The 24,112-nt window shown below is 69.1% G+C and carries 19 protein-coding genes and 1 pseudogene; 16 read left to right on the top strand and 4 right to left on the bottom strand.

Annotated elements, in window-relative coordinates; genetic code table 11:
* Positions 1 to 42 precede the first annotated feature (42 nt).
* A complete protein-coding gene (locus ACIQF0_RS04335; protein ID WP_360032615.1) occupies positions 43 to 1,392 on the top strand; it encodes an aminotransferase class V-fold PLP-dependent enzyme in 1,350 nt (449 codons plus the stop codon).
* Positions 1,393 to 1,486: 94 nt separating this feature from the next.
* Here ACIQF0_RS04335 and ACIQF0_RS04330 read toward each other — a convergent pair whose 3' ends face one another.
* A complete protein-coding gene (locus ACIQF0_RS04330) occupies positions 1,487 to 2,062 on the bottom strand; it encodes a MarR family transcriptional regulator (protein ID WP_360032612.1) in 576 nt (191 codons plus the stop codon).
* Positions 2,063 to 2,364: 302 nt separating this feature from the next.
* Here ACIQF0_RS04330 and ACIQF0_RS04325 point away from each other — a divergent pair, with 302 nt between their 5' ends.
* The 8 genes from ACIQF0_RS04325 (at position 2,365) to ACIQF0_RS04290 (ending at position 13,686) form a co-directional block, all read left to right on the top strand.
* Entirely contained in the window at positions 2,365 to 3,714 is a 1,350-nt protein-coding gene (locus ACIQF0_RS04325) for a glutamine synthetase family protein (RefSeq protein ID WP_093588121.1), read from the top strand.
* A gap of 10 nt (positions 3,715 to 3,724) precedes the next feature.
* On the top strand, positions 3,725 to 6,211 hold the full coding sequence (locus tag ACIQF0_RS04320; RefSeq protein WP_401024310.1) for a DEAD/DEAH box helicase: 2,487 nt from the start codon (positions 3,725 to 3,727) through the stop codon (positions 6,209 to 6,211).
* 69 nt (positions 6,212 to 6,280) lie between these two features.
* The gene (locus tag ACIQF0_RS04315; protein WP_401024307.1) at positions 6,281 to 8,446 is read left to right on the top strand and encodes an FG-GAP-like repeat-containing protein; all 2,166 of its coding nucleotides are present in this window, start codon (positions 6,281 to 6,283) and stop codon (positions 8,444 to 8,446) included.
* A 421-nt stretch (positions 8,447 to 8,867) separates the two neighbouring features.
* Complete coding sequence (locus tag ACIQF0_RS04310; RefSeq protein ID WP_401024304.1) at positions 8,868 to 9,155, top strand: hypothetical protein; 288 nt, start codon at positions 8,868 to 8,870, stop codon at positions 9,153 to 9,155.
* Between the two features lie 308 nt (positions 9,156 to 9,463).
* Positions 9,464 to 10,366, top strand: a complete 903-nt coding sequence (locus ACIQF0_RS04305) for a LytR/AlgR family response regulator transcription factor (protein ID WP_401024301.1) — start codon at positions 9,464 to 9,466, stop codon at positions 10,364 to 10,366.
* Complete coding sequence (locus tag ACIQF0_RS04300; protein ID WP_360032597.1) at positions 10,363 to 10,764, top strand: hypothetical protein; 402 nt, start codon at positions 10,363 to 10,365, stop codon at positions 10,762 to 10,764. The genes ACIQF0_RS04305 and ACIQF0_RS04300 overlap by 4 nt, the downstream gene beginning before the upstream one ends.
* The gene (locus tag ACIQF0_RS04295; protein WP_401024298.1) at positions 10,761 to 12,503 is read left to right on the top strand and encodes a cation acetate symporter; all 1,743 of its coding nucleotides are present in this window, start codon (positions 10,761 to 10,763) and stop codon (positions 12,501 to 12,503) included. The genes ACIQF0_RS04300 and ACIQF0_RS04295 overlap by 4 nt, the downstream gene beginning before the upstream one ends.
* A gap of 7 nt (positions 12,504 to 12,510) precedes the next feature.
* Positions 12,511 to 13,686, top strand: coding sequence for a histidine kinase (locus ACIQF0_RS04290; protein WP_360032591.1), 1,176 nt, complete (start codon positions 12,511 to 12,513; stop codon positions 13,684 to 13,686).
* A 67-nt stretch (positions 13,687 to 13,753) separates the two neighbouring features.
* Here ACIQF0_RS04290 and ACIQF0_RS04285 read toward each other — a convergent pair.
* Positions 13,754 to 14,110, bottom strand: a pseudogene (locus tag ACIQF0_RS04285) (transposase); the annotation flags it as partial.
* A 683-nt stretch (positions 14,111 to 14,793) separates the two neighbouring features.
* Here ACIQF0_RS04285 and ACIQF0_RS04280 point away from each other — a divergent pair.
* From ACIQF0_RS04280 to ACIQF0_RS04270, 3 genes are all read left to right on the top strand, one after another.
* Positions 14,794 to 15,612, top strand: a complete 819-nt coding sequence (locus ACIQF0_RS04280; RefSeq protein WP_401024295.1) for a metallophosphoesterase family protein — start codon at positions 14,794 to 14,796, stop codon at positions 15,610 to 15,612.
* Positions 15,613 to 16,257: a 4'-phosphopantetheinyl transferase superfamily protein gene (locus ACIQF0_RS04275; RefSeq protein ID WP_360032585.1), complete on the top strand. Its 645-nt coding sequence runs from the start codon at positions 15,613 to 15,615 to the stop codon at positions 16,255 to 16,257.
* A gap of 98 nt (positions 16,258 to 16,355) precedes the next feature.
* Positions 16,356 to 17,834, top strand: a complete 1,479-nt coding sequence (locus tag ACIQF0_RS04270; protein WP_360032582.1) for a glutamate--cysteine ligase — start codon at positions 16,356 to 16,358, stop codon at positions 17,832 to 17,834.
* A 57-nt stretch (positions 17,835 to 17,891) separates the two neighbouring features.
* Here ACIQF0_RS04270 and ACIQF0_RS04265 read toward each other — a convergent pair whose 3' ends face one another.
* Positions 17,892 to 19,577, bottom strand: coding sequence for a cellulase family glycosylhydrolase (locus ACIQF0_RS04265; RefSeq protein ID WP_401024292.1), 1,686 nt, complete (start codon positions 19,575 to 19,577; stop codon positions 17,892 to 17,894).
* Positions 19,578 to 19,735: 158 nt separating this feature from the next.
* On the opposite strand from ACIQF0_RS04265, the gene ACIQF0_RS04260 reads away from it, so the two are divergent.
* Genes ACIQF0_RS04260 through ACIQF0_RS04245 form a run of 4 tightly spaced genes read left to right on the top strand, consistent with a single transcriptional unit; the run spans position 19,736 to position 23,778 of the window.
* Positions 19,736 to 20,797: an ATP-binding protein gene (locus ACIQF0_RS04260; protein ID WP_401024289.1), complete on the top strand. Its 1,062-nt coding sequence runs from the start codon at positions 19,736 to 19,738 to the stop codon at positions 20,795 to 20,797.
* Positions 20,794 to 22,407, top strand: a complete 1,614-nt coding sequence (locus ACIQF0_RS04255) for a hypothetical protein (RefSeq protein WP_401024286.1) — start codon at positions 20,794 to 20,796, stop codon at positions 22,405 to 22,407. Before ACIQF0_RS04260 ends, ACIQF0_RS04255 begins: the two co-directional genes overlap by 4 nt.
* Entirely contained in the window at positions 22,407 to 23,087 is a 681-nt protein-coding gene (locus ACIQF0_RS04250; RefSeq protein ID WP_401024283.1) for an NAD-dependent protein deacetylase of SIR2 family, read from the top strand. The genes ACIQF0_RS04255 and ACIQF0_RS04250 overlap by 1 nt, the downstream gene beginning before the upstream one ends.
* Positions 23,080 to 23,778, top strand: a complete 699-nt coding sequence (locus ACIQF0_RS04245; RefSeq protein ID WP_093588135.1) for a class I SAM-dependent methyltransferase — start codon at positions 23,080 to 23,082, stop codon at positions 23,776 to 23,778. The genes ACIQF0_RS04250 and ACIQF0_RS04245 overlap by 8 nt, the downstream gene beginning before the upstream one ends.
* Here the strand turns inward: ACIQF0_RS04245 and ACIQF0_RS04240 are convergent.
* Positions 23,771 to 24,109, bottom strand: coding sequence for a hypothetical protein (locus tag ACIQF0_RS04240; protein ID WP_401024280.1), 339 nt, complete (start codon positions 24,107 to 24,109; stop codon positions 23,771 to 23,773). The genes ACIQF0_RS04245 and ACIQF0_RS04240 overlap by 8 nt on opposite strands.
* Positions 24,110 to 24,112: the final 3 nt, after the last annotated feature.

Raw genomic sequence — 24,112 nt, 5'->3', positions numbered from 1 at the left:
TTCGAACATTCGGATTGCGCGTGTGGACGAGTGGAGTGTGCGGTGGATCTTCAGCACTGGCTCAACGAGGCGTTGGCCAACCACGAGAAGTGGACGGCCGACTACGGCACCTTCACACCCCACTCGTCCCTGCAGGTCGACCCGGCGCTCTTCGGTTCGGCACTCGCCGAGCTGCAGGACCGGCTGCGCGACAACTACCCGTTCTTCCACCCGCGCTACGCCGGCCAGATGCTCAAACCGCCGCATCCGGCGGCCGTCGTGGGCTACCTGTCCGCGATGCTGATCAACCCGAACAACCACGCCCTCGACGGCGGTCCCGCGACCGCCGCGATGGAACGCGAGGTCGTCTCGGACCTGGCGACGATGTTCGGCTACGGCGACCACCACCTCGGCCATCTGACGTCCAGCGGCACGATCGCGAACCTCGAAGCGCTCTTCGTGGCCCGTTCGCTGCATCCGACCCGTGGCGTCGCGTACTCCTCCGAGGCGCACTACACGCATTCACGGATGTGCGGCGTGCTCGGCATCGAGGGTTTCCCTGTCGCCGTGGACGGTCTAGGTCGCATGGATCTGGACGCGCTCGAAGACCTCTTGAAGACCGGCAAGGTCGGAACCGTCGTGGTCACTCCGGGAACTACCGCTTTGGGTGCCATCGAACCGGTGCATCTTGTACTGGACGTCGCACGCCGCTACGACGCACGGGTGCACGTGGACGGTGCGTACGGCGGCTTCTTCACGCTGCTCGCGGGTACCGATCTGGCGCCTGAGCCGTGGGAGGCCATCGGCTCGTGCGACTCCGTGGTGGTGGACCCGCACAAGCACGGCCTACAGCCCTACGGCTGCGGCGCGGTGCTCTTCCGCGACCCGTCCGTGGGCCGCTTCTACCTGCACGACTCCCCCTACACGTACTTCACGTCCGACGAGATGCACCTGGGCGAGATCAGCCTGGAGTGCTCCCGAGCGGGCGCCGCGGCGGCTGGCCTGTGGCTGACGCTGCGGCTGCTGCCGTTGACGCGCGACGGTCTGGGCGAGGTGCTGGCGGCCGGACGGCGGGCGGCCGTGCGGTGGGCGTCGATCATCCGCGAGTCCGAGGCCCTGGAGCTCTACCAGGAGCCCGAGCTGGACATCGTCACGTACTTCCCGCGGACGGATCCGCTGACCCTGTCCGCGGTGGACGCCGCCTCCCACCGCGTGATGGAGACGGGCATGAACGCGGCCGTCGACCCGATCTTCCTGAGCGTGGCACGGGCCTCGAAGACCGCGTTCGCCGCCCGGCATCCCGAGGTGGAGGCCGATGTGGACGGTGCGCGGGTGCTGCGCAGCGTGCTGATGAAGCCGGAGTCCGAGGACTACCTCGACACCCTGCACGCACGGGTGCTGAGCCTGCTCTGAGCGCTGGTCAGGGGCCTGCCCTCTGACCGGTCAGACCCTCCAAGAACGCCAAATTGGGCGACTCACCCCCGGTGAGTCGCCCGATGGCGGCAGGTCAGCCGTGCTTCGCGCGCCGACCGGATCGGCGCGGCGGCAGCGGCGTGTCTCCGCGCAGGTCGAGCCGGCGCTGCTCGCCGTTGGCCTCGAGGTGCGTGACCATGCGGCGCAGCATCTCGGCCAGCGACTGGGACTCCGACGACTCCAGCGAACCGCTGACGAAGACCTCTTCCTCGTTGAACTTGGGGAAGAGGTCGGCCATCAGTTCTTCACCCTCAGGGGTGAGCCGCAGGACCGCCAGACGCCCGTCGGTCGGGTGGCCCAGGCGCTCCAGCAGGCCCCGCGACTGCAGCGTCTTGGCGACGCCCGTCAGGGTGCCCTTGGAGATACCCGCCTCCTCGGCGACGTAGCGCGTCTCCATCTCGCCCCAGATCCACACGACCCAGAGCACGACGAAGCCGGTCCAGGTCAGATCGCTGGTGCGCAGCACCGAGTTCTCGAGGTGCTGGCGAATCGCGGTCGCGGCGCGGTGGATGTTCGACACCGCCGCCATCTGCTCGCGATGCAGCGGCACCGCACCGAGCTTGGCCTGGACGGCCTTCTCGGTCTCGGCAATCGTGTGGTGACCAGACAACTCAAAGTCTCCCGTGCTCGAGCTCAGGTGTTCCCGGCACAATACTTGCGGTTCCGAACTATGTCTGTGATGTGGTGCGAGTCGGTCCGCAACCACTTTGATCACGATCCCACATCGTGCATGATCTCGTGACGGTCGTCACCCGTCCAGTTACGGACTGTTGCCTCGTGGTGGACGATGAGTGTGGGGCACCGAACGGGGACCAATGGCGGTCTTTGCCCCACGGACGGGTCGATAGCGTTTGCCCCTCAACGTTATCCCCTCCGCGTCAGCGACACACTGTGCCGGAAAGGTAGTTCGACGTGGTCGGTGAACAGGTGACACGGGAACTCGCGGCGAGACTCGGCGAGGACGGGATCGACGTGGTGCGCGTCGTCTTCCCCGACCTGCTCGGCACCGACCGGGGCCGTGACGTCCTCGTAGAGCACCTACCTGCGGTGATTCAGCGCGGACTGTCGTTCTGCCGGGCGGTGTACAGCACGACGCCCGGCGGCAAGACGACCGAGACCGGGGGCGTGCTCGACGCCGGGCTGCCCGACGTGATCGTGGTCCCCGACCTCGACACGCTGCTCCCCATTCCGTGGGAACCGGGCGTGGCGTGGTGCATCGGCGACGCGGTCAGCCCCGCCGACGAAAGGCCCGTCGACGAATCTCCCCGGCAGGTGCTGCGCAGGGCCCTGGAGGTGTTCGAGACCACCGGCCTGCAACCGGTGATCGGACCCGAGTTGGAATATTTTCTCTGCGAACCGGACGAAGATCGCCCGAACGGGTGGCGCCCCTACTGCGATGAGCCGGGCAACGTCTACGCGACCGGCCGCCGCGGAGATTCAGACGGTCATCTGTTGAGAACTCTGCGCACGCTCAGCTCGGCGGGTCTGCAGACGACCGGCGGCAACCACGAATACGCCGGGGGCCAGTTCGAAATCAACCTCGTCCATTCGCCGGCCATGGACGCGGCCGATCGCGCGTTCCGCTTCAAAACGAGCGTGAAAGAGCTGGCCAGGCGTGAAGGCCGGCTGGCGACGTTCATGGCCAAGCCGTTCAACGACGGCGGCGGCAGCGGGTTCCACCTGCACCTGTCGTGCCACGAGAAGGACGGCCGCAACGCGTTCCAGGCTCCGGGGAGCTCCAGCGGCCTGTCCGACGAGGCGCGCTGGGCCATCGGCGGCATCCTCAAGCACGCCCCGGCGCTGGCCGCGCTGCTCAACCCCACGGTCAACTCCTACAAGCGGTTCGGTCCCGACTCGCTCGCGCCGTGGCTGATCGACTGGGGCCTCGACAACCGCAGCTCGATGCTCCGGGTGCCGGCCGAACGCGGCGAGACCACCCGGCTCGAACTGCGGCTCGGCGACGCGAGCGCGAACCCCTACCTCGGCATCGCCGGTCTCGTCGCGGCCACCTACCTGGGCATTCGCGACCGGATCGAGCCGCCGCGGCCGTCCGCCGGGTACGGCTACGACCCGTCGAAGGCCCCCACACTGCCCGCCACGCTGCCCGACGCCCTCGCCTATCTGGAGGAGGACACGGCGATGGTCGAGGTGCTGGGCAAGGACTTCGTGCGGTCCTATGTGGACTTCAAGTGGGAGGAGGTGGCCCGGTTCCAGCGGTTCGTGACCGACTGGGAGTTCACCGAATACGCGTACCACCTATAGTTCACCTGCGATGACTGCACTTACGGACCGGCTCACCTCGATCGCCGACGAAGACGAACTGTTCGACGCCTTCTCCCACTGGGCGACTGAGCGCGGCCTCGCGCTGTACCCGGCGCAGGAGGAAGCGGTCATCGAGCTCGTCTCGGGGGCCAACGTCATCCTCAGCACCCCCACGGGGTCGGGCAAGAGCCTGGTGGCGATCGGCGCCCACCTGGTCGCGATGGCGGCCAACCAGCGCAGCTTCTACACCGCGCCGATCAAGGCCCTGGTCTCGGAGAAGTTCTTCGCGCTGTGCGAGATCTTCGGGCCGGAGAACGTCGGCATGATGACCGGCGACGCCAGCGTCAACGACCAGGCGCCCATCATCTGCTGCACCGCGGAGATCCTCGCGAACATCGCCCTGCGCGACGGCCACACGGCCGACGTCGGCCAGGTCGTGATGGACGAGTTCCACTTCTACAGCGAGCCCGACCGCGGCTGGGCCTGGCAGGTGCCGATCGTCGAGCTGCCGCAGGCCCAGTTCCTGCTGATGTCGGCGACGCTGGGCGACGTCTCGTTCTTCGAGAAGGACCTGACGCGCCGCACCGGCAGGCCGACGGCGGTGGTCCGTTCGGCGCAGCGCCCGGTGCCGTTGAACTTCCAGTACGTCTCCACGCCGTTGCACGAGACGATCGAAGACCTGCTGCACGGCCGTGAGGCACCGATCTACGTCGTGCACTTCACCCAGGCCGCCGCTCTGGAGCGCGCGCAGTCGCTGATGAGCGTCAACGTCGCCACGAAGCCGGAGAAGGAGCAGATCGCCGCGACGATCGGCAACTTCCGGTTCTCGGCCGGGTTCGGCAAGACGCTGTCGCGGCTGGTCCGGCACGGCATCGGCGTGCACCACGCCGGCATGCTGCCGAAGTACCGCCGCCTGGTCGAGCAGCTCGCGCAGGCCGGTCTGCTGAAGGTCATCTGCGGGACGGACACGCTCGGCGTCGGCATCAACGTCCCGATCCGCACGGTCGTGTTCACCGCTCTCTCGAAGTACGACGGCACGCGCACGCGCATCCTCAAGGCCCGTGAGTTCCACCAGATCGCCGGACGGGCGGGGCGCGCGGGCTTCGACACCATCGGCACCGTCGTCGTGCAGGCGCCGGAGCACGAGGTCGAGAACATCAAGGCGCTGGCCAAGGCCGGCGACGACCCGAAGAAGCGCCGCAAGGTCGTGCGCAAGAAGGCTCCGGACGGGTTCGTGTCGTGGAGCGAGTCGACGTTCGAACGGCTCGTCGGCGCCGAACCGGAGCCGCTCACGTCGTCGTTCCAGGTCTCGCACGCGATGCTGCTCAACGTGATCGGCCGCCCGCAGGGCGGCGCGTTCCAGGCGATGCGGCACCTGCTCGAGGACAACCACGAGGACCGTCCGAAGCAGCTCAAGCACATCCGCCGCGCGCTCGCGATGTACAAGGCGCTGGTCGCGGCGGGCGTCGTCGAACGCCACGGCGAGGAGTTCCAGCTCACCGTCGACCTGCAGTTCAACTTCGCGCTGAACCAGCCGCTGTCGCCGTTCGCGCTGGCCGCGGTCGAACTGCTCGACCGCGAGGCACCGGGCTACGAGCTGGACGTGCTGTCGGTGATCGAGTCCATTTTGGACAACCCGCGGCAGATCCTGAGCTCGCAGGAGCACAAGGCTCGAGGCGAGGCCATCGGCGCGATGAAGGCCGACGGCATCGAGTACGACCAGCGGATGGAGATGCTGGACGAGGTCACGTACCCGAAGCCGCTCGCCGAACTGCTCGACGCCGCGTTCTTCACCTACCGCCGCGGCCACCCGTGGGTCGGCGACTACGACCTGTCCCCCAAGTCCGTCGTGCGGGACATGTACGAGCGCGCGATGACGTTCACGGAGTACGTGGCGTTCTACGGCCTCGCACGCTCCGAGGGCCTCGTGCTGCGGTACCTGGCCGACGCCTACAAGGCGCTGTCGCAGACGGTGCCGGACGAGGCGAAGACCGAGGAGCTCAACGACCTGATCTCGTGGCTGGGCGAGCTCGTCCGCCAGGTCGACTCGTCGCTGATCGACGAGTGGGAGAAGCTCACCAACCCGGACGCCCCGGTCGAGGAGGTGCGCGTCGACCTGCCGCCCGCGGTCACGCGCAACGTCCGCGCGTTCCGCGTGCTGGTCCGCAACGCGCTGTTCCGCCGCGTCGAACTGGCCGCCAAGCGCGACTGGTACTCCCTGGGCGAGCTCGACCACGAGTCGGGCTGGACGGCCAAGGAGTGGATGGACGCGCTGGAGCCGTACTTCGAGGAGCACTCGGACATCGGCGCGGGCCCGAACGCGCGCGGCCCGGCGTTCCTGATCATCAACGTCGAGCGCGAGCGCTGGGTGTGCCGGCAGATCTTCGAGGACCCGGCCGGGGACAAGGACTGGGGCTTCAACGCCGAGGTCGACCTGGCCGCGTCGGACGAACTCGGCGAGGCGGTCGTGGTCATCACCGACGTCGGCAGGCTGTAGTACATAGGCAACCGAACCTCTCCCTCGCGCGTGGATGCGATGCAGCATTCATGAGCGAGGGGGAGACTCGTGCGAAGAATTCTGTCTTTCGGCGCGCTGTTGGCGCTGTTCCTGACACTGATCACACCGCCGGTCCAGGCCGTGTCCCACTCGGCCGAACCGGTCGCGTGGACGCAGGTGAACGAGCTGCGGCCGGACACCTCGTACTGGGAGACCGACCGGGGGACGGTCCGCGCCGGCACGATCGACGGTGGCGTGTGGCGGTCGCTGTTCCAGTTCGACACGCGGCATCTGGCCGGTGCACGGATCATCAAGGTCAGCGTCTACCTGGTCGTCGACCGCACCGAGTCGTGCGACGAGACGTCCGTCCAGTTGTGGAACACCGGCGCGATCGACCCGGCCAGGCCGCTGACCTGGCGGACCTCGGCTGATCTCTGGCGCACCCAGGTCGCGACCGGGGCCGCGCAGGCGTGCGGTGAGTTCAACACGCCGCTGGGGTTCGAGAGCGACCAGATGAGGCAGGTGGTCCAGCGGGTTGCCGACGAACGGGCCGGGTCGATCGGGTTCGGGTTGCGGGCGCAGCAGGAGCACGACTCCGCGTACGGCAAGGCGATCGTGCCCAAGAGCGTGGTCCTCGTCGTGGACTACAACAACGCGCCGAGCGTGCCGGTCGTGAACACCTCATATCCGCGTGCGTGTGGAACGGCGGACGCGCCGACGGTCATGCCTCCGCCGAGCCAGTTCTCGGGCAGGGCCAAGGACCTGGACGACGACAACGTGAGCACCACGCTGGAGATCCGTGACGCGGCGGGAACCACGGTGCACACCAGCACCGTCGGCCCGACCACGCCGGGATCGGCGTTCTCGTGGCCGGAACTGCCCGCGGGCCTGCTCAAGCACGGCGAGAAGTACAGCTACCGCGCGAAGACCTCTGACGGCACGGACACCGGCCCGTACAGCGCCGAGTGCTGGTTCCAGGTCGACTCGGTCAGGCCGGGCAAGCCGCAGATCTCCTCGACGGACTACCCGAACGGCGAGCCGGCGATCCCGGCGGGCACCACGGGGACGATCACCCTGTCCCCCGCCACCCCCGGCGACGACGTCTACGGCTACCAGTTCGGGCTGCAGCAGGACTCGGCGACCACCTTCGTCAAGGCCGGGCAGGACGGCCGCGCGGTCGTCCCGGTGACGGTGCAGCGCGACGACGTGGGCTGGTGGTCCTTCTTCTACGCACGGGCGGTCGACCGGGCGGGCAATGTCAGCAGCTACAACAACAGCTGGGACGTGGCGGCTCTGGATCCCGTGACTCCGCAGCCGCACGTGCGCGGTGACCTCAACGGTGACGGCCGCGCGGACGTGACCTTCATGCAGCGCCACGACTTCGGCCGGATGACCATCTGGAACGTGACGGCGCGCGACGGTGGTTTCCACGCCGGCACGCAGCTCTACGACACCGGCATCTCCTCGGGGTCCGAGCAGTGGGGTCCGCACGTGCGGGGCGACTTCAACGGGGACGGTCGCAGCGAGGTGGTCCAGTTCCAGCGCAGCGGGGACAACACCCGCTTGATCGTGATCCAGTCCGACGGCAACCGCCTGGGAGCGCCGCCCGTGCCGTGGACCGGTGCTCTGCCGCTGGACCAGGCCCGGTTCACGTCCGGCGACTTCGACGGCGACGGCAAGGCCGACGTCGCGGCCGCCACCGGCTCGCGGGTGCTGGTGTTCCGCGGTGCCGACCTGAGCGCGCCCGCGACGTGGCTGGAGGGCGTGACCGGCAAGATCGTCGCCGGTGACTTCGACGGCGACGGCAAGGCCGACCTCGCCGAGGTCCGGGACGAGAACGGCACCACGAGCGTGCGGACCTACGCGTCGTCAGGGACCGCGTTCGGGGCGGGCGAGGTTCGCTGGCAGGGCGGCGACTACCGCGCCGCCGACGTCACGCTGGTGGCCGCCGACGTGGACGGCGACGGCCGCGGGGACGTGGTGGCCGCGAGCGGCACGAAGCTGGTCGTCCACACCGCCGCGGACTTCGCCGCGCGCACCTGGTGGAGCGGCGCTCTGGCCGCGCCGGTGTTCACCGCGGGTGACTTCGACCTCGACGGCAAGGAGGACATCGCCGCTGTGCGGACCGTCGGTGGCAGGACGCAGCTGTGGACGTGGAAGTCGACGGGGAGCGCGTTCGGCTCGCCGGTGCCGGGCTGGGAGGACGAGACCCGCGGCACGCCCGCCGCGTCCTAGTGGAACTCGCCACTATTTCCACCTGAACCGAACGACGGAACTCCGCGTGCGCTCCACCGCGCCGCATTGCAGCAAGAGAGTTAATACGTCGGTCGAGAAGTCCCTCGGCCGACGTAACTCAATGCCGTGATTCCTGCGGCCCAGGACACACCCGGTAGGCCCGGCGCCACCCGTATCGCCGGGCCTACCAGGCACGTAGAACCGACACGGTGTCGGGAAACGTCGACTAAACGCCGAAATCCGTTCATTTCAGCCGACGGCCATAAGTGCGCGCCAGTTGAGACAAGCGCCAAATGAGACGATTGCGCAATCGATTGACCGGGTAGTCCTCCTGGGGCAACATCATTGCACTGGGCCACAGTGGTCGAGATATGGTGATGCCCAGCAGGAAATGTCTGGCGCAGCACGACTGGAGGAATCCGTGGACCCGGCACTGGACGCCTTGCGCGACCGGCTGGCGGAGATCGTCGCGTCACCGCCGGACAACACCGAGGACCTGGTGGACACGCTGAGCGGCCTCGCCAAGCTGTCGAACCAGTGGTCCGAGGCGATTCAGGCGCTCCGCGCGCCCACCCGCAGACTGGTCGGCCCGGCCGCCGCCGCCTCCGTGAGCGTCGCCGCCCGCCGCGCCGAGGAGTCGTTCATCGAGCTGGAGATCACGCTCGGTGACGCGCTGGCGGCCCAGCCCCGTGCGATCCGGCAGCCCTGACTGGATCTTTCGCCTCCGCTGACGGCTGAGTTCACCGAGGGTTCGCAGATCCTCACCGAGACACACCCGATCGGAGGGTTTCCGCTCCTCCTCTCCCTGGCGGATGATGCGCCCGATCGGGCTTTCAGGGCGGGAGGGGTGCTCGTGGTGCACACGGTGCGCAACCGGACCCCCGCGGCGGGTCACCCTCCGTGAGGGGGCATGATCGCGTATCCGACGCCCACGGCTCACCAGGCGCGCGATGACCGAGCGTGGTCCAATCGCTGCCACGTGAGGATCGGCCGTACACAGTTTGGACTCGATCTCGAATGACCTCAGGTCTGCCCTGCCCCATCTGCGAGGGGCCGGATCGACGTGGCAGCCTCGAGCGCTCCCTGCGGGTGCTCGCCGTCGACGACGAGGCGCCCGCGCTGGAAGACCTCACCTACCTGTTGCGCTCCGATCCGCGCATCGCCCACGTGGAAGCGGTCACCGACGCCACCAAGGCGCTGCGGGTGCTGCACCGCGCGATGGACGCCGGGCAGCCGTTGGACGCGGTGTTCCTCGACATCCGCATGCCAGGGCTGGACGGTCTCGACCTCGCCCGCGTGCTGTCGCGGTTCGCGCAGCCGCCACCCGTGGTGTTCGTGACGGCGCACCAGCAGCCCGCGGTGGAGGCGTTCGAACTCAAGGCGCTCGACTACCTGCTCAAGCCCGTGCGCGCGGAACGGCTCGCCGAGTCCGTGCACCGCATCGTGCACGAGGTCTGGGACTCCAAGACCGCTGCCGAACCCGCCTCCCCTGCGCCCGCGCAGCCCGCGAACTCCACGCCGCCGGAGATGGGTGACGAGGTCATCCCCGTCGAGCTCGGCGGCGTCACCCGGTTCATCCGCCTCGCCGACATCCGGTACGTGGAGGCGCACGGCGACTACGCCCGCCTGCACACCGCGACCGGCAGCGGCCTCGTGCGCGCGGCGTTGAACGGGCTCGAGGAACGCTGGCGCAGCGCCGGGTTCGTCCGCATCCACCGCAGTCACCTGGTGTCGCTCGGCCACATCGACGAACTGCGGCTGGAGGACGGGCACCTGAGCGTCACGATCGGCGGCGCGGTGCTGCCGGTCAGCCGCCGGCACGCCCGGCACCTGCGGCAACTGCTCGTCCGCCGCGCCCGGCCCACGCCCGTGTCGGGCAGCGGCGGTGTTCTGCAACCGAGGAACGGGCTCGGGTCGTGACGACGCCACCACCCCGGCGGCCGGACCCGAGGCCGACCCAGCGCGTGGTGGTGACGAGCCCGCGCACGCGGGCACCCCGTGCGCGCCGCCCGTACTCGGGCACGCGCGAGATCAACGAGCAGAGCGAGCTCGGTGCCGTCTACATGCGCACGCTGATCCGGGCGCAACGACGGCTGGGCATCTCGGTCTGCCTGGTGGCGTGCGGCGCCCTGGGTCTGTTGCCGCTGCTGTTCGCGATCGAGCCGGAGTTCGGCAAGTTCCGGATCCTCGGGCTCGGCCTGCCGTGGTTCCTGCTGTGCGTGGCGACGTGCCCGATGCTGCTGCTGGCCGGCTGGTTCTACGTGCGGCAGGCCGAACGCAGTGAGCGCGAGTTCGCGGAGCTGGTCGAACGTCCATGACGAGTGGTTACGCCATCGTGGCGGTGCTGGTCGTCGCACTGGGCACGATCCTGGTCGGCACCTACGGACTGCGCGTCTCCCGCACCACGTCCGACTTCTACGTCGCCTCGCGCACGGTCTCGCCGTGGTGGAACGCCTCGGCGATCGGCGGTGAGTACCTCTCGGCGGCGTCGTTCGTCGGCATCGCCGGGCTGATCTTCGCGTACGGGCCGGACATGCTGTGGTTCCCGGTCGGCTACACCGCCGGGTACCTGGTGCTGCTGACGATGGTCGCCGCGCCGCTGCGGCGGTCCGGCGCCTACACGCTGCCGGACTTCGCCGAAGCGCGCTTCCGTTCCCGCGGCGTGCGCGCGGTCGCGTCGATCCTGGCGCTGGCGATCGGCTGGCTGTACCTGTTGCCGCAGCTGGAAGGCGCGGGCCTGACGCTGAACACGGTGACGGGCGCGCCGGACTGGCTGGGCGCGCTGGTGGTCACGGTGGTCGTGACGGTGAACGTGATGTCCGGCGGGATGCGGTCGATCACGTTCGTGCAGGCGTTCCAGTACTGGCTCAAGCTCACCGCGATCACCGTGCCGATCGTGTTCCTGATCGTCGTGTGGCAGGCGCACGGCGCCGACTCGCTGACCAAGCCCGAGTACCCGATGTTCCGGCAGGACACCGAGGTCGCGTTCCAGCGCCAGACCACCATCCACGCCGAGAAGGCCCTCTTCATCAAGGGCACCGGCGACGTCGACGGCGTGCGCATCGAGAACACCGGCATCGTGCTGACCGAGGGCTACCACCGCATCGGGCAGGGCTCGGAGTTCACGTTCCCGAAAGACGCGCCCGTCCCGCATCTGTCCACAATGGCGCACAACACCAACGAGATGTGGTCGCTGCCGATGTCGAGCGGCCAGGACTTCCCGTTGTACGGGGCCTATTCGCTCATCATCGCGACGTTCCTGGGCACCATGGGCCTGCCGCACGTGATCGTGCGCTTCTACACCAACCCGAACGGCACCGCCGCACGCCGCACGACGTTGATCGTGCTCGGCCTGCTCTCCGTCTTCTACCTGATGCCTCCGATGTACGGGGCGCTCGGCCGGCTCTACACCCCCGAGTTGCTGATGACCGGCCAGACCGACGCCGTGGTGCTGGTGCTGCCGACGCGGATGATCGACGGGATCGGCGGTGAGCTGCTCGGCGCTCTGGTGGCGGGCGGTGCGTTCGCGGCGTTCCTCTCCACGTCGTCGGGCCTGGTCGTGTCGCTGGCGGGCGTGCTCTCGCAGGACGTGCTGCGCCTGGGCGGCGTGCGCGGGTTCCGGATCTCCACGGTGCTCGCGGGCCTCGTGCCGCTGGCGATGACGTTCGTGTCGACCGGAATGCCCGTCGCGGACATGGTCGGCCTCGCGTTCGCCGTCGCCGCGTCCTCGTTGTGCCCCTTGCTGATGCTGGGGATCTGGTCGAGCCGCATCACCACGGTCGGCGCCATCGCCGGCATGCTCGCGGGCGGCGTGCCCGCGCTGACCGCGGGCCTCGTCACGATGTTCACCGACACCGGCGACGCCTGGTACGAGATCCTGCTCTCCCGCCCCGCCGCGTGGACGGTCCCGCTCGGCTTCACGGTCATGTACGTCGTCTCCCTGCTCACCCAACGGCACGTTCCGCCAGGGGTGCAGCGCACGATGGTCAAGCTCCACGCGCCCGAGAACCTCGGGCTGGACAGCTCAAGCTCGAACTCGGGCGACGAGCGAAGCTAGGGGTGACATGCAGGACTTCCTCACCGCCGCCGCGATCCTGTTCGTGGGCGGAGCGGCCGTGCTCGTCCTGTGGCGAGGCACGCGCAACAAGCAGTCGCTCTCGACCGAGGCCCAGCGCGTCACCTACGAGACCCTGCACACGGCCTGGTCCGCCGCTCCCCCGCTGCGCGCCGGCCTCGTTCCCGACGCGGCGAAGAAGTCCGCGCGGCACCTGCGCACGTTGCTGGACACGCCCGCTCTCGCCCTGACCGACGAGACGGAGGTCGTGGCCTGGGAAGGCGTCTCCGACCACCACGCGGCCGAGGCCATGGCGCAGGCGGAGGACGTCTTCCAGACCGGCCGCACCCAGGCGTTCGACATCGGCTGCACCGAACCGAACTGCCCGATCAACTGCGCGGTCGTCGCCCCGCTGACCGTCGAGGGCCGCGTGGTCGGCACCCTGGCCGCCTACTCCCGCGAGGCCTCGGCCGGACTCGTGCGCGCGACGAACCAGGTGGCGCGGTGGGCGGCCGGCCAGCTGGAACTGGCCGAGCTGGACCGCTCCCGCACCCGGCTGGTGGAGGCGGAGGTGCGGGCCCTGCGCGCGCAGATCTCGCCGCACTTCATCTACAACTCGCTGTCCGCCATCGCCTCCTACGTCCGCACGAACCCGGAGCGCGCCCGGACCCTGCTCCTCGACTTCGCGGACTTCACCCGCTACTCGTTCCGCCGCCACGGCGACTTCACGACCCTGGCCGAGGAACTGCGCTCGATCGACCAGTACCTGGCCCTGGAACGCGCCCGCTTCGGCGAACGCCTGAAGGTGACGCTGCAGGTGGCGCCCGAGGTGCTGCCGGTGACCGTGCCGTTCCTGTGCCTGCAGCCGCTGGTGGAGAACGCCGTCCGGCACGGCATGGAGGGCAAGGTCGAGCCGGGCCACATCCAGATCTACGCGAACGACGGCGGCGCCGAAGCGCACATCACCATCGAGGACGACGGCATCGGCATGGACCCGGAGAAGCTGCGCCGGACACTGGCCGGGCAGGTGGACGAGTCGGCCGGCATCGGCCTGGGCAACATCGACGAGCGGCTGCGGCGCGTGTACGGCGACGAGTACGGGCTGGTCGTGGAGACGGCGTGCGGGCTGGGCACGAAGATCACCGTGCGGGTGCCGAAGTACCACGCGGGCATCAACGGCATGTGAGCGCACGAAAACGCCGGAGCCACCCTTCCTCAGGGTGACTCCGGCGAAGCTTGCGAACCAGCGGTCAGCTGGCGGCCTTCGCGGCCCGGCGGTCCGCCGCGTCCAGCACCGCGCGGATCCAGTCGATCTCGTCGGTCCCGCACGCGCCCTCGGCCGCGGCGCGGCGAAGCCGGACCCACAGGCCCAGGTCGGTCCACTCCTGGAACCGCCGGTGCACGGTCGGCACGGTCACGCCGAACGACGCCGGCAGGTGCCGCCAGGCGCACCCGGACGACAGCACGAACACGATCGCGGTGAACACCGAACGGCTGCACACCCGGCCGCGGCCGCCGCCCTGACGACGGACCTTGGCCGGCGGGATGAGCGGCTCGACGACCGCCCAGAGGTTCGCCGAGACGAGACGGGCGGAGAGCTGGTCGATCACGTCACCGCGGCCGGCCTCCAGGCCGGACTCGGGCCAGGCGGACGTGCGCATCCACGAGTCGGGGCGCTGCGCCACGTCGGCGGGCCGCTGGTCCTGGCGGGCGGACTCGGCGCGCTGACGGGAGCGGAGCAGGGTGGCCAGTGCGGTGTCCTCGGCCGTGGTGCGGCGCTGGGGGACGGCGTAGGCCTGGTGCTGCTGCGCGTGGCGGGCGATCTCGGCGCCCACCGTGCGGCGGAACGACGGGTTGCCCGCGAGGCGCGGGTCGACCGGCTGGCCGTAGCGGGTGGGAGCCTGGCCCACCGCCGCCTGGCGCGGCGGGATCTGACCCGCGGGCGCCTGGCGTGGGGGAACCGGGCGTCCTGGCACCTGACGGGGCGGGACCTGGCGCGCGAGGCGCGGGTCCGGGGTGCGAGCGAACTGCGAGTCGGTCATGGGGTCCTCCGCCAGGACTTTTCCGTCAGGTGACAGCGCTCACAGTAAGAAGGCGGCCAGAAAACAGGTAAGTACGTAGGCCATAAAAGGCGATGAACGGGCGTGCGGCGGCGATACGCGGCTTGCCCTGTTGAGACGAGTGGCGCACTGTCTGCGACGAACGGATAACCGGTCGTGGTACCGCTCTCACGATCGAGTGGCCCACCGGAGGGTAATGATCCGGTCGTTGACGCCACAGATACCGTCGAACTGTGAAGCTCTTGGCCACCAGCGACCTGCACGTCTCCTACCAGGACAACCGCCAGGTCGTGGAGACGATCGCCTCACCGGACGAGACCGACTGGCTGATCATCGCCGGGGACATCGGGGAGAAGTTCGCCGACATCGAGTGGACGCTCGCCACCCTCCGGCCGAAGTTCGCGAAGCTGATCTGGTCGCCGGGCAACCACGAGCTGTGGACCACCAAGGACGACCCCAACCAGGCCCGCGGCGAGATGCGCTACAAGCAGCTCGTGGAGCTGTGCCGCAGCCTCGACGTCATCACGCCGGAGGACCCGTACGTCACGTTCGACGGTCCCCAGGGGCCGGTCACCGTCTGTCCACTTTTCCTCGGCTACGACTACTCCTTTCGGCCGCACGGTGCCACGGACGTGAAGTCGGCCCTCGCCATCGCGCACGAGGCGGGCGTGGTGTGCACGGACGAGTACTTCCTGCACCCCGACCCGTACCCGTCCCGCGAGGCCTGGTGCCAGGCGCGCGTGAAGGAGACGGAGGAGCGGCTCGCGCAGGTCAGCGGCCCGACCGTGCTGATCAACCACTACCCGCTCGTCCGCGACCCCACGTTCGTGCTGCGCTACCCCGAGTTCGCGCTCTGGTGCGGCACGACGCTGACCGCCGACTGGCACAAGCGGTTCAACGTGGTCGAGATGGTCTACGGCCACCTGCACATCCCCCGCACGACGCATTACGACGGCGTGCGCTTCGACGAGGTCTCGCTCGGCTACCCGCGCGAGTGGAAACCACGCGGCACCACCCAGGTGAAGCTGCACGACGTGCTTCGGGAGTCCTAAGTGCTGGAGCAGGTCCTCCCCCCGCCCATCGTGGCCGTGGAGCGGTACGACGACGAGCAGCCGGCCGACCTCTTCCCCGAGGAGGAGGCGCTGCTGGGCAACGCCGTGCCCAAGCGCCGGTTCGAGTTCGGCACGGTCCGCGCGTGCGCCCGCGAGGCGATGCGGCGGCTCGACGTCGAGCCCGCCCCGATCCTGCCGGGCCCGAAGCGCGAACCGCTGTGGCCGGCCGGCATCGTCGGCAGCCTCACGCACTGCGCCGGGTACCGGGCCGCGGCACTGGCCCGCGACAGCGACTTCGAGACGATCGGCATCGACGCCGAACCGCACAAGCCCGCGCCGGACGGCGTGCTGGGCGCGATCGCCATCCCGGCCGAGCTGCGCCGAATGCCGGGGCTGAAGGTCGACGACCCGAAGATCTGCTGGGACCGGCTGCTGTTCAGCGCCAAGGAGTCCACCTACAAGGCCTGGTACCCGGTCACGAAGCAGTGGCTCGGGTTCGAGGACGCGGACATCACGCTGAACGCCGACGGCACGTTCCACTCGCGCATCCTGCTGCCCGGCACCCCGATCGCCGGGTTCGACGGCCGCTGGCTGGTGCAGGGCGACCTCCTGCTGACCGTCATCGCGGTGCCCGCGCGCGGCTAGGGAATGTCGTGTTGTTCCGGAACAGGACACACGAGTGTCGGATTGATCAACCATGGTGCAGAGTGGTGGGCTGAACCCTCGACCGCCGGGAGGCCACCATGGGCGAGGACGTCGCGAAGCACGAGTTCACGCGCGAGGACCGCACGCGGTACCGCACCAAGGTGCGGCGATGCCTCGACGTGTTCGCGCGGATGCTGCGTGAAGCGCGCTTCGACTTCGAGAGGCCGATGACGGGCCTGGAGATCGAGATCAACCTCATCGACGAGAACTGCGATCCGGCGATGAAGAACCACGAGGCCCTGGACGTCATCGACGACCCGGACTTCGTGACCGAGCTCGGTCAGTGGAACATCGAGATCAACGTGGCCCCGCGCCGGCTCGCGGGCGGCGGCATCACGTCGTTCGAGGAGACGGTCCGCCGCAGCCTCAACGACGCCGAGGAGAAGGCCCGCGCGGTCGGCGCGCACATGGTCATCAACGGCATCCTGCCGACCCTGCGCACCAAGGACATCTCCCCCGGCCTGCTCTCCGGGAACCCGCGCTACGCGTTGCTCAACGAGCAGGTGCTGGCCGCGCGGGGCGAGGACCTGCAGATCTCCATCGACGGCGTCGAACGGCTGCACCTCACGGCCAGCTCGATCGTCCCCGAGGCCGCCTGCACGAGCACGCAGCTGCACCTGCAGGTGTCACCGGAGCAGTTCCCCGCGTACTGGAACGCCGCGCAGGCCATCGCGGGAGTGCAGGTCGCCGTCGGCGCGAACTCGCCGTTCTTCCTCGGCAAGGAGCTCTGGCGCGAGACCCGCATCGCGTTGTTCCAGCAGGCCACCGACACCCGCGGCGACGAGCTCAAGGCCCAGGGCGTGCGGCCGCGCGTGTGGTTCGGCGAGCGGTGGATCAACTCGATCTTCGACCTGTTCGAGGAGAACGTCCGCTACTTCCCCGCGTTGCTGCCGATCTGCGACGACGAGGACCCGCTGGCCGTGCTCGACAAGGGCGACACACCCACCTTGAGCGAGCTGAAGCTGCACAACGGCACCATCTACCGCTGGAACCGGCCGGTGTACGACGTGGTCCGCGACCGGCCGCACCTGCGCGTCGAGAACCGCGTGCTGCCGGCCGGACCGACCGTCGTGGACACCCTGGCCAACGCCGCGCTGTACTTCGGGCTGGTGCGCGCGCTGGCGGAGGACGAACGTCCACTGTGGTCGCAGATGAGCTTCCAGGCGGCCGAGGAGAACTTCAACGCCGCCTCGCGCAACGGGATGGACGCGCAGATGTACTGGCCCGGCGTCGGCACCGTGCCGGTGGTGGAACTGGTGCTGCGCCGGTTGTTGCCGCTCGCGCACGAGGGACTGATCCGGTGGGGCGTCGACTCGGCGGAGCGCGACCGTTTACTGGGCGTCATCGAGCAGCGGTGCCTGAGCGGCGTGAACGGAGCCACCTGGCAGGCGCGGGAGTTCCACCGGCACTACGACCACACGCACCTGGACCGGGCGGACGCGTTGCGCACGATGCTGCGGACCTATGTGGACCTGATGCACGCCAACGAACCCGTGCACACCTGGCCACTGACGTAAGAAGAAGACACAGAAGAAGGGGTGGCCGCCGAAGCGGCCACCCCTTCTTCATCTAGTTCAGCTGGTCGGGAAGTTGTCCTGGGTGCGGACGCGCTCGCGCACCCACACACCGGCTTCCTTCAGCACACCGGTACCCGAGAAGTTCGTGCCGGAGCAGGTGCCCGTCTTGAACACCGCGCCCGACAGACCGTCGTCGGAGTAGTTCCAGTTGGCCCACGAGATCTTCTTCTGGGCCATCAGGTCGATGTACTTCTGCGACGTCGTGAAGTCGTTCGAGCCGCCGCCGGACGCGGTCTGCGTGCCGAACTCGGTCACGAACACCGGAACAGCGCTGGAGACGCGGTTCAGGACGTCGATGTACGCCTGCTTGTGCGAGTTGGCGTAGAAGTGGAACGAGTACATGAAGTTGGTCGCGTTGACCTTGTTGTTCAGCACCACCGACGGGTCCTCGCCGTCGGAGTGGCCGAACGTCGACCAGCCGTTCGTGCCCGAGACGATGAGGCTGTCCGGGTCGATGTTGCGGATGACCGGGATCATCTGCTCGGCGTAGGACTTCACCTTCGCCCACGACGTGCCGTTGGGCTCGTTGGCGATGTCGTAGATGATGTTCGTCTTGTCCTTGTGCCGGTTGGCGATCTCCGTGAAGAACGTCTTGGCGCGGGACAGGTTGTAGTTCGGGTCACCGGGCGAGAGCTGGTGCCAGTCCACGAGGACGTAGATGCCGCGACGCGTGGCTTCCTCGATGTAGCCGTGCATCATGTCGGTGAACTTGCGGGGGTCGGTCTCGTAACCGTCCTCCTGGATGTACATGGCGACGCGGATGAAGTCCGCGTTCCAGTCGTTCACCAGCGCGTCCCACCACTGGGACTTGGCGCACTGGTGGTACCACTGGATGCCGTGCGTGCTCATGCCGCGCAGCTGGATCGGGTTGCCGTACTGGTTGCACAGCTGCACACCGCACACGCGCAGCAGGCCGTTGATGTCGTGCGGCCTGGTGCCGCCGGGCGTGCCCGGCTGCGTGCGCACCGAGATGGAGTTCGAGGCGCCGGACAGGTTGCCCGCCGCGTCGCGCGCCTGCACGGTGAAGGTGTACGCGGTGTCCGGTGTCAGGCCGGTCACGGTGTGCGTGGTGCCGGCCGCGGTCTGCCCGTTGGACAGGACGTAAGCGGCGACGCCCACGTTGTCGGTGGACGCGTTCCACGCCAGCGACACCGAGGACGACGTGGTGCCCGTCGAGCGCAGGTCGCCCGGCACCGAGGGAGCCACGGTGTCCGGCGTGCCCGCCTGGGCGTCGACGTCGATGCGGTCCAGGTTCGGGCCGCCGTTCGCCGTCGTCGCAACGGTCTTGATCGTGTTGGTGCCCGCCGCGAGGGTGACCGTCGTGGACTTGGTGGTCCACGTGGTCCACGCGCCGGTGCCCGGGAACGCGAGGTTCGACGCCACCACGGTGCCGTTGACGGAGATGTTCATCGGGCGGTTCGCCGTGGTGCCGTTGGCGAACCGGAACGTGAGCGCCGCCGGACCGGCGGTTCCCGCGTTCACGGTGAACTCGACGGAGCTGCCGACCTCGTTGTCGTAGTTGACGAAGCCCGAACCGGTGAAGCCTGCGTGGTTGGACTCGACGAGGCCGTTGGCGATCGTCGCGCTCTCCGCCTGGTACTGGACCGGGGCGGCGAAGGCGACGGCCGGAACAACAGCGAGTGCGAGAGCTGCTGGTACGACCAGGAACAGGGGTCTGGCCACAGGGTGCCTCCTGTGTAAGGGGAACAGCAGGGCGCGGCGGCGATTTAGTTAAGAAGGTTTCCTATCAGTGGTGGCTTGAATCACAGCACTAGACCACTGCTCCTGTCAACAAATTCGGGCGACCGGAACAAGTGGGATGAGGCATCCTCAACCACCTGATGCGATCCAAAGTCACCGTGACCCCAGCGCAGCTCCCGGAGGTGCTGCTGCACGTCGCCGTCGTCCGGCCGGTCTTCCTGTGGGGAGCACCGGGTATCGGCAAGTCCTCACTCGTCCGCAAGTTCGCCGCCGAGCTGGGCCTGGAGTGCGTGACGCTGCTCGGCACGCAGCTCGCGCCGGAGGACCTCATCGGAGTTCCGGAACTGGTCGGTGGCCGTTCCCGGTTCGCCCCGCCGGAGTCCATCGCGCGGCACGACCCGTACTGCCTGTTCCTCGACGAGCTGAACGCGAGCTCCCCCGAGGTGCAGAAGGCGTTCTACTCGCTGATCCTCGACCGGCGCATCGGCTCCTACGAGCTGCCGAAGGGCTCGATCGTGATCGGCGCCGGCAACCGGGCGGTCGACAACGCCCTGGCGCGCCCGATGGCGTCCGCGCTCGTGAACCGCATGATCCACGTGCACCTCACGGCGTCGGCGCGCGACTGGCTGACGTGGGCACGGGAAAGCAACATCCACCCGTGGGTGCTGGAGTACCTGACGCAGCGCCCGGACCACCTGTGGAGCGCGGCGCCGAAGGTCGAGGAGTCGTTCTCCACGCCACGTGGCTGGCACATGCTCTCCGACGCGCTGCACTCGTTCGGCAACGACATCTCCGACGACCTGCTGGAGGTGCTGGCGTTCGGCACGGTCACCGCGAACCACGCGTCGATGTTCAAGGCGTACGTGAAGACCGTGCGGCACGCGTACGGGCTGGAGTCCGTGCTGCGCGGTGACGCCCGCTGGCCGTCCGCTCCCCAGGACCGCGACCTGCTGTACTTCCTGGCCGAGGCGTTCCGCGCGCGACTGGTGAAGGAACTGCCGCACGACAAGGCGCACGCACCGGCGGCGGGCAAGCAGCTCGCGCACCGGGGCAAGGCGCTGCTGCTGGAACTGGCCGAGCTGTCGCTGGAGATCGCGCAGATGGTGATCGCGGCCGACGACGACGGCAATCCCGTGCTGCCCGCGTGGTTCCTCGTCGAGGTCACGCGCGACCTGCCGCGTCTGGTCGCCGCACGCGCATGAGCCGGCGCGGAAAGGCCCACGTCGACCAGGCCGCGCTGGACTTCGAGGCCGCCCGCGCGCAGATCCGGCTGCATCCGCTGTTCGCGCCGTTGAGCAGCTACGAGAGCCGGAGTTCCGACCACCCGTGGGCGGACATCTCGCTGGACGGGTCGATGCGCGCGCACCCGACACGTAAGGCCCGTGAGGCCGAATGGGTGTGGGTGTTCGCGCATTGCCTGCTGCACCTGGGTTTCGGCACCGCCTCGTGCGACGAGGTGCTGGACTTCCAGCCCGCGATCCGGCTCGGCACCCGCCCGCTGTCGTGGGAGCCGGGCCGGTGCGTGCGCGGCGGACCGGCCAGGGAACCGAAGCGCTGGGCCGATCGGTTCGCCGCCGGACTGTCCAACGCCGCCGTGGCCGCGATCGACGTGGCGGGTGGCGCGCGGTCGTCGTTGTCCGACTCACGGCCGGTGCGCAGCGAGTGGGATCTGGCGTTGAGCTGGTTCGTGTCGAACTACCCGTTGCTGGGCGCGCTGGCGTCGACGATGACGGTCGTGGCGGACGCGGAACTGGCGCGGGGCTGGGACATCTCGATCGCGGCGGTGTCGGCGGCCGCGGCCGAGATCTACGTGAACCCGTTGGCGGGCTTGACGAAGCCCGAGTGGAGGTTCGTGCTCGCGCACGAGATGCTGCACGCCGCGCTGCGCCACGGCGACCGGGTCGGCGGGCGGGATCCGTACCTGTGGAACATCGCCGCCGACTTCGTGGTGAACGGCTGGCTGGTCGAGATGGGCGTCGGGTCCCCGCCTTCCGGCGTTCTGCACGACCCGGAGCTGCGCGGCCTTTCGGCGGAGTCCGTTTACGACCGGATCGCGGTGGATCTGCGGCGGTACCGCAAGCTGCTCACGTTGCGCGGCAACCATCAGGGCGACCTTCTCGGTGAACCTCTGCGCGGGCCTTCGGACGTGGCCGATCTGGACGAGTTCTACCGGCGCGCGTTGCTGACGGGACTGAGCTATCACACGTCGTCGCGCGGACTCCTGCCCGCCGGACTGGTCGAGGAGATCCGGGCGCTGGAGCACCCGCCGCTCTCGTGGGACGCCCAGCTGGCGCGGTGGTTCGAGGAGTTCGTTCCGGCCGTGGAGAAGCGTCGCAGCTACGCCCGCGCGTCGCGACGGCAAGCGTCCACTCCGGACATTCCACGGCCCGGCTGGGTGCGGCCGGAGTCGCTGGAGGCGCGGCCGACGTTCGGCGTCGTGCTCGACACGTCCGGCTCCATGGACCCCCAGTTGCTGGGAAAGGCGCTCGGCGCGATCGCTTCTTATGCCGCGGCACGTGACGTGCCCGCCGCACGCGTGGTTTTCTGTGATGCGATGGCATATGACGCTGGATACGTGCCCGTGGAGGACATCGCGGGCAGGGTGAAGGTCCGCGGGCGCGGCGGAACGGTGCTGCAGCCCGGTGTCGACCTGCTCGAACGCGCCTCCGACTTTCCCGAGGCCGGTCCGATTCTGATCATCACCGACGCCGGGTGCGACGTGCTGAGGGTCCGGCGCGAACACGCGTTCCTGATCCCGGCGGGCGCGCATCTGCCGTTCCGCGCCCGCGGCCCGGTCTTCCGGATGTCCTGATGGAGATCGCCTGCGACGAGTCGGGTTCCGAGGGCGAGAAGCTCGTCGGCGGCGTCACCGCGGTCTTCGCCCACGCCGGCGTTCTCCTCTCGCACGAGGAGGCTTCGGGGTGCGTCGAGACGCTCCGCGAGATGATCAAGTCGCCCGCGCTGGAGTACAAGGCGAACCACCTGCTGCGGCAGAAGAACCGTTGGGTGCTGCTGTGGTTCCTGGGGCCGGACGGCCCATTGGTGGGCAAGGCGCGCGTTCAGCTCGTGGACAAACGGCGGTACCTGGCCTCACGGGTGCGTGCAGAGTTCGGTGGTGTGACAGGGCCGCTGGAGCTGTACAACGACCTGCTGCGGGCCCGTGGTCCGCGCGGGAATCTCGACCCACTGTTCCCCGCCATCCTGCGCGCGGTGGCTCAGTGGGAGACTTCCGGTGGCGGGCCGGTGTCGATCGTGCACGACCAGCAGCTGTCGCTCACCGATGGACGTATCCGGCAGCTCAAGAAACTCGCGCCACGGCTGCAAAGCCTGACGCTGGTCGACTCGCAGTACGACGCCCGCGTGCAGGTTGCCGACTTCCTGGCCGGAATCGCGCGACGGGTCGCCGAGGAAGAACTCAACGGACGACCTGACCGCGAGGTGATCGAGTTGCTGATGCCCTTCGTGGTCGGACCTAGGATGTGGCATGCCTGACGCTATTTTCGCCGACCCGAGACTGGCTCGGCTCTACGACGCCTTCGACGGGCCGCGCGTGGACCTGAACCTGTACCTCGGCATCGCGGCCGAACTGGAGGCGGCGAGCGTGCTCGACGTCGGATGCGGGACGGGCAGCCTGGCGGTGATGCTGGCGTCGTCCGGCCGGACCGTCGTCGGGGTGGATCCCGCGCTGGCGTCGCTGGAGATCGCGCGCGCCAAGGAGTCCAGGGTGACCTGGATCCACGGCGACGCGACCACGCTGCCCGCGTTGTCGGTCGACCTCGCGACGATGACCGGGAACGTCGCGCAGGTGTTCCTGGGCGACGACTGGGAGGCCACGCTGCGCGGGGTGCGCCGGGCGCTCAAGCCCGGCGGGCACTTCGTGTTCGAGACGCGCCGCCCGGAGCACCGCGCCTGGGAGGACTGGTCACGCGCGAAGCCGCGGGTGCTGGTCGGGGTGCGCGAGCAGCTCGAACTGCTCAACGTGAGCCTGCCGTTCGTGTCGTTCCGGCACACCTACCAGTTCCCGGACGGCTCGGTGATCTCCTCGGACTCGACGCTGCGGTTCCGGTCGCGTCCCGAGATCGAGCAGAGCCTGACGCGCTGCGGCTTCGAGGTCGTCGACGTGCGCGACGCACCCGACCGGCCTGGCCGGGAGCACGTGTTCGTGGCGCGCAGGGTCAACTGACCAGCGCGGGCTGCTTCCAGGCCCGCACCAGCCACGGCAGGACGCGCGGCAGCCGGTCGGCCACGATGTCGTGCAGCACCAGCACCATCCGGCCGGAGTGCGCGGGGCCGGCGTCGAGCCACACCACGTGCATCAGGACGCCGGTCTGCAGGTCGAGCCCCGCCTCCGCCTCCGCGAGGGCGGCGGGGGTGGCGGCGGCGGGGTCAGCGACCTCGTGGTGCGCGAAGCCGGAACGACACAGCTCAGGATGCAGTTCCACCAGTGAATCCATGGCGGCGGCGAGACGTCCCACGCCCAGCCCTGCCCGAACCTGCACCGTAATGGCTCTCACGTT

The sequence above is a fragment of the Lentzea sp. NPDC092896 genome (genome assembly GCF_044754905.1).
Taxonomy (GTDB): domain Bacteria; phylum Actinomycetota; class Actinomycetes; order Mycobacteriales; family Pseudonocardiaceae; genus Lentzea.
The sequence above is the reverse complement of the archived record's forward strand: the minus strand, read 5'-3'. Positions and strand labels throughout refer to the sequence as shown.

Excerpts from the sequence above, each read along its gene's own strand:
- ACIQF0_RS04255 (WP_401024286.1), top strand. The coding sequence starts at position 20,794 with ATGAGCCGGCGCGGAAAGGCCCACGTCGACCAGGCCGCGCTGGACTTC.
- ACIQF0_RS04245 (WP_093588135.1), top strand. The coding sequence starts at position 23,080 with ATGCCTGACGCTATTTTCGCCGACCCGAGACTGGCTCGGCTCTACGAC.
- ACIQF0_RS04305 (WP_401024301.1), top strand. The coding sequence starts at position 9,464 with ATGACCTCAGGTCTGCCCTGCCCCATCTGCGAGGGGCCGGATCGACGT.
- ACIQF0_RS04260 (WP_401024289.1), top strand. The coding sequence starts at position 19,736 with ATGCGATCCAAAGTCACCGTGACCCCAGCGCAGCTCCCGGAGGTGCTG.
- ACIQF0_RS04290 (WP_360032591.1), top strand. The coding sequence starts at position 12,511 with ATGCAGGACTTCCTCACCGCCGCCGCGATCCTGTTCGTGGGCGGAGCG.
- ACIQF0_RS04295 (WP_401024298.1), top strand. The coding sequence starts at position 10,761 with ATGACGAGTGGTTACGCCATCGTGGCGGTGCTGGTCGTCGCACTGGGC.
- ACIQF0_RS04270 (WP_360032582.1), top strand. The coding sequence starts at position 16,356 with ATGGGCGAGGACGTCGCGAAGCACGAGTTCACGCGCGAGGACCGCACG.
- ACIQF0_RS04320 (WP_401024310.1), top strand. The coding sequence starts at position 3,725 with ATGACTGCACTTACGGACCGGCTCACCTCGATCGCCGACGAAGACGAA.
- ACIQF0_RS04250 (WP_401024283.1), top strand. The coding sequence starts at position 22,407 with ATGGAGATCGCCTGCGACGAGTCGGGTTCCGAGGGCGAGAAGCTCGTC.